Source organism: Kitasatospora sp. NPDC127035 (genome assembly GCF_042726075.1).
Taxonomy (GTDB): Bacteria; Actinomycetota; Actinomycetes; order Streptomycetales; family Streptomycetaceae; genus Kitasatospora.
Map to the genome: position 1 here is coordinate 26,168 of NZ_JBHXDN010000039.1, position 14,503 is coordinate 40,670.

Genomic DNA, 14,503 nt, shown 5'->3' on the forward strand with positions numbered 1-14,503 from the left:
CGCCCCGACGTCTCCGTCCGCCGCCCGACTCCGCCGGAACCTCACCCGTCGGCCGCCCGCACCGAGTGCCCGCACGACTTCTCGGACGCCACGGACCGGCGGTCGGACGAGCCCGTCCGGGGCGCGGCGGCGCCCCGAACGCGGTCTCACCCCGCTCCCGCCGTCGCTGCGGGCGGCTGCTCCGGGCCCGTGAACGGTCCGGCGAGGGCTTCGAGTTCGTCCGGGTGGAGGACGAGGTCGGCCGCCGCCGCGGAATCGCGGATGCTGGCCGGGCGGCGGGCACCGGGGATCGGGACGACGACGGGGGAGAGCGCGAGGAGCCAGGCGAGGCCGACCTGTTGCGGGGAGACCCGCCGTGCGGCGGCGATCCGGTGGAAGGCGGTGCGGGCGGCGGTGTCCTCCGAGGGGTCGTCCAGGACGCTGCGGGCGAGACCGCCGAGCGGGCTCCAGGGGAGGAACGCGAGGCCCAGCCGTTCACAGAGCCGCAGTTCGGGCTCGCCGCCGCGTACGGCGGGCGAGAACCGGTTCTGCACCGAGACCAGGTCCGGGCCGAGGACGTCCCGGGCCGTCAGGATCTGCCGCTCGTCGACGTTGGAGATCCCCGCGGCCCTGATCTTTCCGGCGTCCAGCAGTTTACGTACGGCACCCACCGACTCGGCCCACGGGACCCGGGGGTCCGGATTGTGCAGCTGGTAGAGGCCGAGCGCCTCGACACCGAGGCGGCGCAGCGAGTGCTCGCAGGCCCGCCGGAGGTGTTCGGGCCGGCCGTCGACGCTCCACGAGCCGTCCCCGGGCCGGCCGCGTCCGCCCTTGGTGGCGACCAGCACCGCCGCCCGGTCGGCGGCCGGCCGGGCGGCCAGGGCCCGGGCGACCAGCCGCTCGTTGTGGCCGACCTCGTCGGCGTGCCAGTGGTAGGAGTCGGCGGTGTCGAGCAGGGTGACGCCGGCGTCCAGCGCGGCGTGCAGGGTGGTGAGGGCGGCGTCCGTGTCGGGCCGGCCCTCGACCGAGAGCGGCATCGCGCCGAGCCCGATCGCGCCGACCGTCCGGTCGCCGAGGGAGCGCTGTCGCACGGTCACGCCGCCCTTCCGCCGGACACCCCGGCGCCGTGGCCGTCGCGGCCGTGGCGCTCCTCGGGAGCGTAGGAATCCCCGCGGTCCCCGAGCCCTCCGAACTCCCCCAGCCCTCCGAGGGCCCCGAGGACCTCGCCCACGGCGCCGTCCAGCCACTGCGCCGTGGGGGAGAACCGCAGCCCGAGGCCGGCGGCGCGCCGGTTGTCCATCGGGTACCAGCGGTCGAAGGAGAACGGCGAGCGGTCCGTCTCCCCGGCCCGGCGGTAGCGCGGGGTGGTGCCGAGCCGTTCCGCGATCAGCTCGCAGAGCGCGACCGCGTCGACCGGCCCGTCCGAGCAGGCGTTCACCGCGGCCACGCCGCGCTCGCCGGATTCGAACTCCGGGTCGCGGGCTCCACCACCGACTACTTCTTCGCCCGGTCCCTGGTGGCGGCGGGCGTGGGCGTGTCCCTGGTGCCGTACGTCGCGCTCGATCCGGCACTCCCCGGCACCCGGGTGGTTCCGGTGAGACCGCCGCGTCCCGCCCGCCACTTCGGGATCGCCCGGGCCCGGCGCAGCCGCCCCCACCCGTACGCCGAGGCCCTGGCCGCCCTCCTCCGCGAACACGCCGCCCCGGCCTCCCCGGGCGAGGCCCCCCCGGCCCCGGCCGCGTCCGGCGCCGTGCCCCGGACGTCCTGACGCCCCGAGCCGAGGCCGTCCGGCTCTGCGGCCGGATGGACGGCACCGTCGGGTACGACGGCCCGGCACCTCCTCCGCCGGCACGGACCTCGCCCGGTACGGACTCTGCTCGGTACGGACTCTGCTCGGTACGGACTTCAGTCCGGTGCGGCGCATCGACCGGTGCCGGCGGGGGACCGGCGTCCGGGCGCACGACGGGTCGAACCGCCGTGCGCCCGGTTCCGGGTCAGTCGCGCCGGTCGAACAGCCGGACCGGGATGGGTTCCGGCCGAGGGGCCGGGCGACCCGAGAGGGAGGACTCCTGCGGGGAGAGCATGAGGGCGATCCCGCCGAGCGCGAGGAGGACGAGCACCGCCACCGCGAGCGGGGTGATGAACTGCGAGGCGGGCAGGCCGGCGGTCGGCGTGCGGCCGTCCAGCACGACCGAGACGGCGGCCATCCCGGTGTAGTGCATGGCGACCACCGCGACGCCCGCGATGAGCGCGGAGGCCAGCGAGGCCAGCAGGCCGGTGATGTTGAGCGTCATCCACAGCGCGGCGGTGGCCGCGAACACCGCGATCGCGATCGAGGCGGCGACGACGAGCGGCTGGTACGAGACCTGCCCCTGCACGTGCATGGCGGCCATGCCGAGGTAGTGCATCGCCGCGACGCCGAGACCGGTGACCGTCCCGCCGATCAGCAGGGTCCCGGCACTACGCGGTCGGTAGCCGACGTAGAGGATGCCGAGGCCGACCACGCCGATCGCCAGCAGCAGGCTGCACAGCGTCAGGGGCACGTTGTAGAGGATCGTCGATCCGGTGACGTTGAATCCGAGCATCGCCAGGAAGTGCATCGTCCAGATGCCGCAGCCGATCTCGGTGGCGCCGAGCAGCAGCCAGCCGAGGCGCCGGCGCGGCGGCAGGTCGAGGGCGCGGACGGTGCACCGAAGGCCGAGAGCGGCTCCGGTGCAGGCGACCAGGTAGGAGAGGACCGGGTTGATCCAGCCGTAATGGAAACCGTCGATGGGGGCGGTGTGGAGGTGCATGCGGTACCTGAACTGACGTGTCGCTGATGGATGGTGGGAGGGCACGCGCGGCGCGCGACCCGGCGGTTCCGGGGGACCGGAGAGGCGCGGGAGGCGAGGGAGGCGTACGGGAAGGGCGGGAATCCCGAAGGGAACCGGAGTCGGCACCGGCACCGGTACCGACTCCGGTATCCGGTCCGGGCCGGGGCGGTCCACCGGCAGCCGGTGGAGCGGGGCCGGACGCGCGCAGGCGTCCGGCAGGCTGCGATCCGGGCACGGTTCTCCTCGACGACGCTGATGACCCCGGCGGCCCGTCAGGCGTCGAGGGTCACGAGCGCCGCGGAGTGTCGGCAGGCGGGAGCGGGCTCCGGAACGTACGGAGCGGACACGGTGCGACGTTCGTCGTCGGACGGGCGCCGTGACGGGAAGCCGTCTGCCGGGCCTCACGTGCGGGTACATACTATCGACCCGCCGGTCAAGGGCTGTACGGGGGGTGCGTCTACGGACGATGTCGCGCGGGCGTGCCGGTGCGACCGCGTCCGCGGCGCGCCGAGCGGGCCCCGGTCGGCCTGCCCCGTGGCGCCCGCACGCCGCCCCGACCGTCGAACGTGCGGTCGACGCCCCGGCCGGTCGGTCCACCGGCCGGTCCACCGGGCCTGCGCTCCGGATGGTGAAGCTGCGGGAACGGGACACGGGCGGCCCGGTCTTGGGACATGATCGGAGGGTGTCGACCCAGAGCCAGTCCCCGCCGCCCCCGACCGCCTCCCTGGTCTTCTGGGCCGGGCGGTGCGACCACCACGCCCGGACCGTCGAGCTCGAACTCGCCCGGTGGGGGCATGAGTTCCCCGACGGACCACCCGACGCGGAGGACTCGCTGATCCTGCTGCGCCGTACCGTGGGGGAGCTGCGGTCGGACGCCGGGGCGGACGCCCTCCATGCGGACGGTCTCCGGGCGGAGGCCCTCGGTGCGGACCGCTTCCGCGTCGCGGATCTCCTGGAGCGGGCCGCCGGTCCGTTGGAGGCGGCGCGGCAGTTCACGGCCCGCACGCTCTCTCCGGCGTTGCTGCCCCTGATCGCCCACCACCTGCGCACCGCGGGCGCCGCCCTCGCGGCAGCCCGGACCTCCGTGCAGGCGGGTGCTCCGGCGGCGGGTCCGTTCCCGCCGCGGCCGACGCCGTAGGGCGGTCACGTCCGGCCGGTGACGCCGGCGGACGGGAGGGCGGAGGCCGTGCACGGGCACGACGTCGCGGGCCCCGCCCTGCGGGTGGGCAGGACGGGGCCGGGAGCGGCACGAACCTCAGAACCTCAGGAGCTCAGTACCGCAGGACCGCGGCGATGTGCCCCATGCCGCTCAGCTTCCCGTCCGGGACGAAGTCGACCTGGGCCCCGCCGTCCAGCGCCTTCTCGATGATCTCGTCGACGATGTCCTCACGGGCACCGGCCTCTCCGTCGGTGGCCGGCACGAGGTGTTCGCCGTCGTCGCGGACGGTGGCGCGGTAGTCGTCCTCGACGACCAGCCGACCGATCCGCCCGTCGCCTGTGGTCTGCCATACCTCGTCGAGCCCGGCGGCCAGCAGCTGGCGGCCGCGGGCCTGGTCCAGCTCGGCCTCCGCGTTCGCGGCGGCCCGGTCGGCCTGCTGGGCGAGGGCGGGCCGCACCGCCTCCCGGAGCGCCTGGGCGGGCCCTTCGGCGAGGCCGCCCACCGCGACCGTCGCCACGGGGCCGGGGGTGGCGGTCCAGAGGTCCTGGAAGAGGGACAGCGCGTGGGCCTCGCCCACCAGGTGGAACGGGCGGGGGTCCTCGGCGAGCACGTCCCGCAGGCCCGCCTCCGCCTCACGGAAGAACTGGCGGGTGGCCTCGTCGCTGAAGGTGCTCGGCAGGTCGCCGATCCGCTCCTTGCGCTCGGCGTCCGGGTCCTCCAGGCTCCGGGTGAAGGGGAAGCTGCCGGACTGCGCCTCCAGGCGGTCGCCCGTGCCCGCCCACAGGCTGATGCGGTCGGCGGCGAGCGCCAGGACCCAGTAGGGGCGGTCGGCCGCACGGGCGGCGACCAGGTTGCGGGTGAGATAGGAGTCCGACACGACCGTGCGGGCCGGCACGGCCCGGGTCAGCGACCACACCTGGTGCTCGCCGGGCGAGACGAACAGGGCGAGGCCGTCCTCCGCGTGCACGAGGTCGACCTCCTTCAGCGCCTGGTCGAGCTGGCCGGTCACGTCGAGCCGGTCGGCCCGGGAGATCGCCTGGTCCTCGTCGATCCTGGCCCTCGCCTCGGCGACGAGGTTCCGCAGGAGAACCGGGTCCTGGGCGTTGTCGGGCTCCCGGCGGTGGGTCGGCATCAGGATCGAGACCGCCGGGTACGGGCGGGGACGGCGAAGCTCGGCGAGCGTCGCGGTGGTGAGATCGGAACGCATGGGGGAGTACCTTTCGTCAGAACCCGTCCGGCGGGCGTACGCGCGCGGCGGTCCGCGGTCCGCGGTCCGCCGCGGACTCAGTACCTCTGGGCCTTGACCACGACCGGGGTCAGCGGCAGGTCGCCCGGTTGGCGGCTGAACGCGATCGGGTCGGCCTTGCCGCCGGCCGGGATGTTCTCGGCGCCGACCACCGCGGTGTCGACGGTGTTGCCGGACGCGTCGGTGAAGTCCACCCGGACCGCGTAGGAGGCGGTCTCGCGCGTGCTGTTGACGATCGTCACCACGGCCGCGTGGAGGCCGCCGGTGGTGCTCCGCGGTACACCGGTGAGGGTGACGTCGGAGAGCGCGTTGCCGCTGCCCGCCACGCCCTGGAGGACTTCGGTGGCCTTCTGGCGGCTCTGCGCGGCCTGGGCGTCCGCCGACGCCTGGAAGGACGACGCGGCGGCCTGGGCCGAGGCCGAGCGGGAGGAGGCCTCGGCCAGGGCGGACTCCGCCTTCGAGGCGAGTGCGGAGGGCGGCTCGCCGGAGAACGTCGACGGGTTCGGTGCTTCCGTCAGGGTGGGGCGGGCGGTGTCGGTCGGCGTCGCGGGCGCCGACGAGCTGCTGCACGACGCCACGGTGAGGACGACCGCTCCCGCGACGGCCGCGAGGGCCGCCGCAGTTCGCGCCGGCCTGCTTCCTCTGATGCGGCAGGGGTAGAGCGTTCGCATCCCGTGCAACCTTTCAGCCGTCCGTTCGGCCGCCGGTGGGGGCCGTTCCCATGCTCGGCTCCGGGCGGCCGGGCGACGAACGCTGCTGGCCCATTGGAGTTGCCTCCGCGGAGTCACCTCCGTCCGTCGGGCTCCGCACCGCACGACGGCACCGGAACGACGGCACCGGAACGACGGCACCGGAACGACGGCACCCTCCCACCGGCCGGCCGGTGGGAGGGTGCCGGACGGTCAGCCGACGACCCCGCCGGAGGGGCGCTCCCCTCGGAGGGGCCCGGCGCCGCCCGCGCAGGGGAGCCGGTGAGCCGCCGGGTCCGCCGGCCGGATCGGTCACCGGCCCCGCTGCGGGCCGGTCTCCTCGGTGACCCGGGTACCGGGGTGCAGCAGCGCGCACAGGAACGCGACGGCGAGCGCCGCCGCCATGCCGTACAGCACGGGCCCGTTCGCCTCCGCGAAGTCCGCCCGGATCGCGTCCGTCATCGCGGCCCCGACACCGGCGGGGGACTGGCCGCCGGAGCCGTGGCCGGTGATGCCCGCGGTCACCGTGTCGGCGACCTGGTGCGCGGTGTCGGCCGGGACACCGTCGGCGACGAGGGTCTCCCGCACGTTCCTGGTGGTGGTGTGGAGCAGCACGGTGCCCAGCACGGCCAGCCCCAGGCTCGCGGAGTAGTTGCGCACGGTCTGGGTGATCCCGGTGACCTCGCCGTAGGACGCGTCGATCGAGCGGTTGACGGCGTCCGTCGACGCGGGCGTCAGCAGCAGCCCGATGCCCGCGCCCGCCAGCACGATGTACGGCCACTGCGCGCCGAGCGAGAGGTCGGTGATCTTCGAGGCCCACAGGGCGAACCCGACCGCGGACACCGCCGTGCCCAGCAGCATCGGCGGGCGCGCGCCGCGCCGGTCCAGCATCCGTCCGCCGATCTGCGAGCCGGGGGCGAAGCCGGCGAAGAACACCAGCAGGTAGAGGCCGGCCTCGTTGGGGGACTGGTCCAGCGCCACCTGGGCGTAGACCGAGGCGAAGAAGAACACCGGGACGAACGCGATCATGGCGAAGAACAGCACGGCGTTGTCGGCCGCGAAGGCGCGGTCGGCGAAGACCCGAAGCTTGATCAGCGGGTGTTCGGTGCGCAGCTCCAGCACGCAGAACACCACCAGCACCGCCAGCCCGCCGACGATGCAGAGCCAGGTCGCCCAGCTGCCCCACCCCCAGGTCGCCGCCTGCTGGAGCCCGAGCACGCTCAGCCCCATCCCGGCGGCCACCAGGAGCGCGCCGGTCCAGTCGACGGGCTCGCGGCGCGGGGTGTTGCGGATCCGGGCCAGCACGGTGAGCACGATCGCGATCACGGCCACCGGCACGTTCACCCAGAAGATCGCCCGCCAGGTCCAGGAGGTCAGCCAGCCGCCGAGCACCGGGCCGATCGCCGTGAGGCCGCCCGCGACCCCGAAGAACAGCGCCAGCGCCCGGCCGCGCCGCTCCAGGGGGAACACCTCGACCACCACCGCGAGCGCCGCCGGGAACATCAGCGCCGCGCCGAGTCCCTGGACCGCGCGGAAGCAGATCAACCAGGACTCCGCGGCGCCGCCGGACGGCACCGCGCCGCACAGTGCGGAGGCGATCACGAAGGTGAGGGTGCCGATCAGCATCATCCGCTTGTGGCCGAGGACGTCGGCGAGCCGGCCGCCGAGGGCGAAGAACGCCGCCAGGGAGAGCAGGTAGGCGTTGACCACCCACTGCATGCCGACGGCCGACAGGCCCAGCTCGCGGATGATGTCGGGTGCGGCGATCGAGACGATCGTCTGGTCGATGAAGGTCATCGAGACCGCGAACAGCATGGCCGCCAGCGCGAGCCGCCGGCTCGTCTCGGCGGGCACGGCCGATGCGGCGGGCGCGGGATCCGCCGGGGTGGGGTCGGGCCGCTGGCTTCCCATCCGTTCCGTCCTTCCGCCCTACGGGCCTTCCGGCGCTCGGGCCTGGTGGTGCGCGGGACCGGGCGTGGTGGCGGGGCGGGGGAGGATCCTTGTCGCTCCGGCCGTCACCGGTCGGGCCCGGGCTGCCGTCCGGGCCGAACACCGACCATGCCCGGGCGGCGTTCCGGTGGGGCGCTGCGCCGCGTTCCGGTGGCGGGGATGTCATCCGTGCGGCGGATCGGCCGTACGGTCACGCGGTCGGCCCCGCACCCCGGTCCCCGTCGCGGTCCGGGTCCGGGTCCGGGGCGGGAGCGGTGGCGGGGAGCGGGTGCGGGTCCAGGCGTGCGAGGTCGTGGGTCAGGCCTTCGAGCCAGGCGGCCACCTCGTACAGGAAGGGCGCGCCACCGGGCGGTGGCGGCGGCGGTGGCGGGGGAGGGGTGGCCGGGCCCGGTGCGGGTGTGCTCCGGCGGCGCCGGTCCGCGAGCCGTGCCGCCGCGGCCGTGTACCCGCCCGCCACGTGGTCACCGGACCGCAGCAGCCAGGCCCGCTCGGCCGCGTCCGGCCCGGGCCGGACCGGACGCTCCAGGAGCCGGGTGCTGCCGCGACGGGCGTGGTGGCCGGCGATCAGCGCGGCCTGCCAGTCCGGTCCGGGCAGGTCGGCCACGGGCCGGGGCTCGTCCTGGAACTGCGCGTACGCCGACTCCACGACCGGCAGGGCGTGCGTCACCGCCGCGGTCGGGTCCCGCGCCGTCCCCGGGGTCGCCCCGGGTACCGGGAGCGGGCCCGACGCCGGAGCCCCCGCGAGAGCCGCGGTGGTGGCCGTCACCGCCGCCGCGACCGCGTCGAGCAGCATCGCGGTGTCCCGCGGCAGGACCGTCCGCGCCCCGTGCGGCCAGGCGAGCAGGCCGCACAGCAGACCGATCAGGCTGCCGGTGAGGACGTCGAGCAGGCGGACCTCGGCGAGCTGCCAGGAGGCCGGGGCGAGCTGGCCGAAGATCGCGGCGACGACGACCGTGAACAGCGCCTGGGCCCAGCCGACCCCGAGCAGCGGTCCGAGGAAGAACGTGACGGCCATCAGCGGTGGCAGGAGCACCGCGTACACGACGCCGTGGTGGCCGACGACGGCCAGCAGCGTCCCGGCGGCGGCCGCCCCGACCACCGTGCCGGTGAGGGCCAGCCGGATGGTCCGTCCGGTCTGGACGAAGGTCGTCCGGGTCAGGCTGAGCGCGGCGAGCATCGCCCAGAAGCCGTGCGGGAGGGAGACCGCGCCGGCGACCGCGCGCGCCACCGCCAGGGCGAGGCTGATCCGCAGCGCGTTCTGGAAGTACACCGACCGGGGGCCGGCGTGACCGGCGATCCGCCGCCAGTACAGCCTCCCGGTGCTCTGACCGGCGTACGCGAACGCCGGTCCCCCCACCCACCCGGCGGTCACCGCGCTCCGGCCGCACACGGCCAGGCGGGCCGCCGTGGACAGGGCCACCGCGGCCTCGGCGGTCTCCGCGAGCGCGGCGCGGCGACGGGGCGCCGCGGCCGTGTCCGCGCCGTCCCGGCCGCGCGGGCCGCCCGCCCCGTCCGGGGCTCCCCCCGCGTCCGTCGCGTCGGGCGGTGTGCTCCGGAACGCGCGCAGCGACCGTTCCAGGCGCCGTGGGGCCGGCTCCTCGCCGGTGGCCAGGAGGTGTGACGACTGGGCGGCGCTGCGGGCGATCTCCGCCAGCAGTCCGGCCTCGGCCCTCGGCACGGACCCGGCGCCGGCCGGCGGCCGGGGTGCGGCCGTCAGCCGTGCGAGCAGCGCCCGGGCCGCCCAGCCGGCGTGGGCCTCCGCGCGGTCGCGCAGGCCGGGGCCGGCCGGGCGTTCCGCCGCGGGCACCCGCCGGGCGCGCAGCGACTCGCCGGCGGCGGTCGCGGCGCGGGCCGACGCACCGGAGAGCGGCCCGGGGCCCCGGGCCAGCGCTGCCGCGGTCCGGGCGGCGGTGGCGGCGGCGTCCGCGGTGAGCAGCCGGTAGGGCCGGGCCCGGGGCTCGGGCAGCAGCACCGCCTCGGCGGCGACGAGCAGCCCGAACCCGACCGCCGTCCCCACCAGGCGGGCCGGCAGCTCGTCCGGCGCGTACGGGGGGAAGCACGGGAGGATGTACATCAGCTGCAGCCCCGGGGCGGCGCCGGCGAGGCGCGGGCCGGCCACCGCGGCGAAGGCGAGGACGAAGCCGACCGCCAGCATGCCCGCCACGGCCGTCCAGGTGCGGCCCGCGAGGGCGGTGCCGACGGCCACCAGCAGCCAGGCGACGGGCAGGACCCGGAGCAGGACGGCGGCCCGCTGGCGGCCGGTGCCGGGGATGCGGGAGAGCGCCGCCATCGCCACCGAGGAGAACAGGGCGTAGAGCGCCGCGACCGGCTCGTCGAGGCCGTACAGGCAGACGAGGAACCCGGTGGACGCGGCCAGCGTGACCCGCAGCGCCCGCCGACCGGCGAGCGCCGCCTCCCCGTCGCCGGTGCGCAACCCGTCGACGGCCCGGCGTAGCGCCCGGAGCGGGCCACGGGGCGGCGGGGCGTCCTCGGACATCGGCTGCCTGCCCCTCGGATCGGCTGAGGCCCCCGTCCCTTCCATCCTGCCCACGGCCGGGGGAGGCTGCGAGCCCGCGGTCCCGGCGGTGGGGGCCTCGGGGCCGCCGTCGGTCCCGGAGCGGTCCCGTGTCCCGCCGCGCCGGCCCGCGGTGGCAGGATGCTTGCGTCCGGTGTCGTCCGGGTCAGGCCCGTGCGGGGCGCACGGCGGTCCCGGGAAGCGAAGGAGGCCCGATGGGCCGCAGGAACCACCACGTCGCCGTCCTCGTGCTGGAGGGCGCGAAGCCGTTGGACGTGGGCATCCCCGCGCAGGTCTTCTCCAGCCGGCCGAGCATGCCGTACACGGTGCGGGTCTGCGGCGCCGCCCCCGGGCTCGTGACCGGTGGGGACGGCCTCTCGTACCACGTGGCCGACGGTCTGGAGGCCGTGGCGGACGCGGACACCGTCTTCGTCCCCGGCTACCGGGACCCGGTGACCACGGAGCCGCCGCCGGCCGTCGTCGAGGCGCTGGTGGCGGCCCACGCGCGGGGCGCCCGGCTGGCGGCCATCTCGACCGGGGCGTTCGCGCTGGCGGCCACGGGCCTGCTCGACGGGAAGAAGGCGACGACCCACTGGCACTACACGAAGGCCCTGGCCGAGCGGCACCCGCGGGTGCGGGTGGACGAGAACGTGCTGTTCGTGGACGAGGGCGAGGTGCTGACGTCGGCGGGCGCGGCGTCCGGGATCGACCTGTGCCTGCACCTGGTGCGGCGCGACCACGGGGTCGGGCTCTCCAACCACGTGGCGAGGCGGCTGGTGGCCGCGCCCTACCGCAGCGGCGGGCAGGCGCAGTACGTACCGCGCAGCGTGCCCGAGCCCTTGGGCGACCTCTTCGCGAGCACCCGGGAGTGGGCGCTGGCCCACCTCGCCGAACCGCTGACGCTCGAAGCGCTCGCCCGCAACGCGCGGGTGTCGGCGCGCACCTTCTCCCGGCGCTTCGTGGAGGACACCGGCTACACGCCGATGCAGTGGGTGCTGCGGGCCCGCCTCGACGTGGCCCGCGAGCTGCTCGAACGCACGGACCTGGGGGTGGAGCAGATCGCGGACCGGGTCGGGCTGGGCACGGGCGCGAACCTGCGCCTGCACTTCCACCGGGTCCTCGGCACCTCGCCTACCGAGTACCGCCACACCTTCGCGGCCCGCGACGCCTGAGAGCGGTCTCCGGAAGCGATTCCGGCCGCGTTTCCGGCGGCGGAGAGGCGGCGGAGAGGGCGTGGCGGGATCCTTGCGCCCGGTGGCGCTGATCGTGGCGGGATCCTTGCGCACCGTGTCGATCAGGCCCCTGTCCGGCCGGTTCCCCGGATCCGATCATGGAGGAGCAACGAAACGACAAGGGAGCCGCAATGACCCGCATCGCCATCAACGGTTTCGGCCGCATCGGACGCAACAGCCTCCGCGCGCTGCTGGGGCGCGGCAGCGACCTCGAAGTGGTCGCCGTCAACGACCTCACCGCGCCCGACTCGCTCGCCCACCTGCTCAAGTACGACAGCGCGCTCGGCCGCTTCGACCGCTCGGTCGCGGTCGACGGGAACGACCTCGTGGTCGACGGCCGCCGTATCAAGGTGCTCGCCGAGCGCGACCCCGCCGCCCTGCCGTGGGCCGAGCTCGGCGTCGACATCGTGCTCGAAGCCACCGGCCGGTTCACCGCGGCCGACGCCGCCCGCGCGCACATCGAGGCCGGCGCCCGGCGGGTCCTGGTGAGCGCGCCGTCCGACGGCGCCGACGTCACGCTCGCCTACGGCGTGAACACCGACGCCTACGACCCGGCCTCGCACGTGATCGTCTCCAACGCCTCGTGCACCACCAACGCCCTGGCCCCGCTGGCGCAGGTGCTGGACGACCTGGCCGGCATCGAGCACGGCTTCATGACGACCGTGCACGCCTACACGCAGGAGCAGAACCTCCAGGACGGCCCGCACCGCGACCTGCGGCGCGCCCGCGCCGCCGGCGTGAACATCGTGCCCACCACCACCGGCGCCGCCAAGGCCATCGGCCTGGTCCTGCCGAACCTCGACGGCAAGCTGTCGGGCGACTCGATCCGCGTGCCGGTCCCGGTCGGCTCGATCGTCGAGCTGAACACGACGGTCGCGCGGGACGTGACCCTGGACGAGGTGCTCGCCGCCTACCGCACCGCCGCCGACGGCCGGCTCAAGGGCATCCTCGACTACGCGGACGAGCCGCTGGTCTCGGGCGACATCACCGGCGAGCCGGCGTCGGCGATCTTCGACGCGGCCCTCACCCGGGTCGACGGCAAGCACGTGAAGGTCGTCGCCTGGTACGACAACGAGTGGGGCTTCTCCAACCGCGTCGTCGACTCGCTCGAGCTCCTCGCCCGCGCCTGAGCCCCCGCGCCGGCGCCCGCCGGGGCCCCCGCCCGAGCCTCGCGCTCGGGCCTGGGCCGAGCCCCCGCCCGAGCCCCCGCCCGAGCGCCGTCACGGCGCTCGGGCGGGAGCCGTTCGGGGGACGTCCGGTGCGTGTCGCCCGGGCCCGTGCGGGGGGCCGCCCGGATAGTGGCCTGGTCCGTCCGGCACCGGGCCGGGCGCAGGAGGGGAGCGGACGCATGGCCGGAACGCCCGCGGAATCGAACGGCGGGTCCCCCCGGCGGTGGACCGCCATGACCGGTATGTGCGTCGCGGCCGGCATGGTCTGGCTGTCGTTCGCGGACTTCGGAGTCGCCGTCCCGACGATCTCCGACGAGCTGTCGGTCTCGCTTCCCGCACTGCAGTGGGCCAACAACGCCTTCAGCCTCACCACCGGCGCCCTGGTGCTCGCGGCCGGGAAGCTGGGCGACGTGTTCGGCCGCAAGCGCGTCCTGGAGATCGGCCTGGTCCTGCTGGGCGTGTTCTCCCTGCTGGCCGCGTTCACGCCCGGGGTGGAGGGGATGATCGCCGGGCGGGCCGCGATGGGCGTCGGAGCGGCGCTGATCCTGCCCGCCACCCTGGCGCTGATCCCGCCGATGTTCCCCCTGAGCGAGCAGCCGCGCGCGTTCGGCGCCTGGATGGCGGTCGCCTGGGTCGGCCAGGCCGCCGGACCGGCCGTCGGCGGGGTGCTGACGGGACTTCTCGGCTGGCGCTCGACCTTCTGGATCAACGCTCCGCTGGCGGTGGTCGCCTGGTGGCTCGTGCGCCGGTCGGCCGAGGAGTCGACCGACCCGAACGCCGGCCGGCACATCGACCTGGTCGGCCTGGTGATCAGCGCCGCGGCGGCGTTCTGCCTGCTCTACGGGTGCACCGCCGGCCAGGAGGACGGCTTCGACGACCCGGTGATCATCGGCCTGCTGGTCGGGTCGGTCGTCCTGGCGGCGCTGTTCGTGCTGGTCGAGCGGCGGGTCCGGGACCCGTTGCTCGACCTCCGGCTGTTCTCGTCGCGGCCGTTCTGCGGGGCGCTGGTGGCCAACTCCGTGATGAACATCGTCTTCGCCGGTGTCAGTTTCCTGCTCACCCTCTACCTCCAGGAGGTCCGCGGGTACGGCCCCGTCGCGGCCGGCCTGTTGCTGCTGCCGTCCACGGTCACCATCCTGCTGTTCAACCCCTTCGGCGGCCGGGTGTCGGCGCGGCGCGGGGCGCGGCTCCCGGTGGTCCTCGGCCTGCTCCTGCTGGGTGCCGGCACCCTGGTGGCGGCCGTCCTCGGCCACTCCTACCACTACGCGGTCCTGGCCGCCGGGCTGCTGGTGCTCGGCGCGGGTCTGGGGCTGATGTCGATCCCGCTGTCGGACACCGCGGTGGCCGGTCCGCCGGAGGAACTGGCCGGGACCGCCTCCGGGATGTTCAAGGTCACCAGCATGCTGGGCGGCGCCTTCGGTGTCGCCGCGACGGTGGCGGTCCAGCAGGCGGTGGAGACCGACCAGGCGATCAGCCGGGCGCGGGCGGCGGGGCTCTCCGAGTCCGACGCCCAGCAGCTGGGGAACGCCGTCACGGACTCCAAGCTCGCCTCCCAGATCCTCGCCTCGGTCGACCAGGCCACGGCACAGGCGATCACCGCGGCCTTCCGCGAGGTCCAGGCGGTCGGTACCGGCCGGGCGATCGGCCTGTCCGGGCTGCTCGCGATCCTCGCGGCCGTGGTCCTGCCGTTGCTGTGGCGGCAGCGGCCCTCCCGCCGGGCGCCCGACCCGCAGCGCTGAACGCCTGGGCGA

Annotated in this window: 11 protein-coding genes and 1 pseudogene; 5 read left to right on the forward strand and 7 right to left on the reverse strand. The window is 75.7% G+C overall.

Going from position 1 to position 14,503, the window contains the following annotated elements; translation table 11 throughout:
- Positions 1–146 precede the first annotated feature (146 nt).
- Together ACFWIC_RS25035 and ACFWIC_RS25040 are read right to left on the reverse strand one after the other, a co-directional pair.
- On the reverse strand, positions 147–1,070 hold the full coding sequence (locus ACFWIC_RS25035) for an aldo/keto reductase (RefSeq protein ID WP_380520066.1): 924 nt from the start codon (positions 1,068–1,070) through the stop codon (positions 147–149).
- 2 nt (positions 1,071–1,072) lie between these two features.
- On the reverse strand, positions 1,073–1,426 hold the full coding sequence (locus tag ACFWIC_RS25040; protein WP_380520068.1) for a hypothetical protein: 354 nt from the start codon (positions 1,424–1,426) through the stop codon (positions 1,073–1,075).
- Between ACFWIC_RS25040 and ACFWIC_RS25045 the strand changes: the two are divergent.
- Positions 1,424–1,747, forward strand: a pseudogene (locus ACFWIC_RS25045) (LysR substrate-binding domain-containing protein); the annotation flags it as partial. The gene ACFWIC_RS25040 and the pseudogene ACFWIC_RS25045 sit on opposite strands and share 3 nt — an antisense overlap.
- A 226-nt stretch (positions 1,748–1,973) precedes the next feature.
- Here ACFWIC_RS25045 and ACFWIC_RS25050 read toward each other — a convergent pair.
- Complete coding sequence (locus ACFWIC_RS25050; protein ID WP_329876493.1) at positions 1,974–2,771, reverse strand: MHYT domain-containing protein; 798 nt, start codon at positions 2,769–2,771, stop codon at positions 1,974–1,976.
- Positions 2,772–3,474: 703 nt separating this feature from the next.
- Between ACFWIC_RS25050 and ACFWIC_RS25055 the strand changes: the two genes are divergently transcribed.
- Entirely contained in the window at positions 3,475–3,930 is a 456-nt protein-coding gene (locus ACFWIC_RS25055; protein ID WP_380359787.1) for a hypothetical protein, read from the forward strand.
- A 133-nt stretch (positions 3,931–4,063) separates the two neighbouring features.
- Here ACFWIC_RS25055 and ACFWIC_RS25060 read toward each other — a convergent pair whose 3' ends face one another.
- The 4 genes from ACFWIC_RS25060 to ACFWIC_RS25075 form a co-directional block, all read right to left on the reverse strand.
- Entirely contained in the window at positions 4,064–5,158 is a 1,095-nt protein-coding gene (locus tag ACFWIC_RS25060; RefSeq protein WP_329876502.1) for a chemotaxis protein, read from the reverse strand.
- 77 nt (positions 5,159–5,235) lie between these two features.
- Positions 5,236–5,868, reverse strand: a complete 633-nt coding sequence (locus tag ACFWIC_RS25065) for a hypothetical protein (protein WP_329876504.1) — start codon at positions 5,866–5,868, stop codon at positions 5,236–5,238.
- 330 nt (positions 5,869–6,198) lie between these two features.
- Positions 6,199–7,797 (reverse strand): MFS transporter, encoded by a 1,599-nt coding sequence (locus tag ACFWIC_RS25070; protein WP_380520045.1) that lies wholly within the window; start codon positions 7,795–7,797, stop codon positions 6,199–6,201.
- 229 nt (positions 7,798–8,026) lie between these two features.
- Entirely contained in the window at positions 8,027–10,333 is a 2,307-nt protein-coding gene (locus ACFWIC_RS25075; protein WP_380520046.1) for an FUSC family protein, read from the reverse strand.
- Positions 10,334–10,566: 233 nt separating this feature from the next.
- Here ACFWIC_RS25075 and ACFWIC_RS25080 point away from each other — a divergent pair, with 233 nt between their 5' ends.
- The 3 genes from ACFWIC_RS25080 (at position 10,567) to ACFWIC_RS25090 (ending at position 14,491) form a co-directional block, all read left to right on the forward strand.
- The gene (locus ACFWIC_RS25080) at positions 10,567–11,523 is read left to right on the forward strand and encodes a DJ-1/PfpI family protein (protein ID WP_329876508.1); all 957 of its coding nucleotides are present in this window, start codon (positions 10,567–10,569) and stop codon (positions 11,521–11,523) included.
- Positions 11,524–11,714: 191 nt separating this feature from the next.
- On the forward strand, positions 11,715–12,713 hold the full coding sequence (gap, locus tag ACFWIC_RS25085; protein WP_329951233.1) for a type I glyceraldehyde-3-phosphate dehydrogenase: 999 nt from the start codon (positions 11,715–11,717) through the stop codon (positions 12,711–12,713).
- Between the two features lie 272 nt (positions 12,714–12,985).
- Complete coding sequence (locus ACFWIC_RS25090; protein WP_329876512.1) at positions 12,986–14,491, forward strand: MFS transporter; 1,506 nt, start codon at positions 12,986–12,988, stop codon at positions 14,489–14,491.
- The last annotated feature ends 12 nt before the right edge of the window (positions 14,492–14,503 follow it).

Coding starts and splice junctions, on each gene's coding strand:
- ACFWIC_RS25065 (WP_329876504.1), bottom strand. CDS start 5,868: ATGCGAACGCTCTACCCCTGCCGCATCAGAGGAAGCAGGCCGGCGCGA.
- ACFWIC_RS25070 (WP_380520045.1), bottom strand. CDS start 7,797: ATGGGAAGCCAGCGGCCCGACCCCACCCCGGCGGATCCCGCGCCCGCC.
- ACFWIC_RS25060 (WP_329876502.1), bottom strand. CDS start 5,158: ATGCGTTCCGATCTCACCACCGCGACGCTCGCCGAGCTTCGCCGTCCC.
- gap (WP_329951233.1), top strand. CDS start 11,715: ATGACCCGCATCGCCATCAACGGTTTCGGCCGCATCGGACGCAACAGC.
- ACFWIC_RS25050 (WP_329876493.1), bottom strand. CDS start 2,771: ATGCACCTCCACACCGCCCCCATCGACGGTTTCCATTACGGCTGGATC.
- ACFWIC_RS25075 (WP_380520046.1), bottom strand. CDS start 10,333: ATGTCCGAGGACGCCCCGCCGCCCCGTGGCCCGCTCCGGGCGCTACGC.
- ACFWIC_RS25090 (WP_329876512.1), top strand. CDS start 12,986: ATGACCGGTATGTGCGTCGCGGCCGGCATGGTCTGGCTGTCGTTCGCG.
- ACFWIC_RS25080 (WP_329876508.1), top strand. CDS start 10,567: ATGGGCCGCAGGAACCACCACGTCGCCGTCCTCGTGCTGGAGGGCGCG.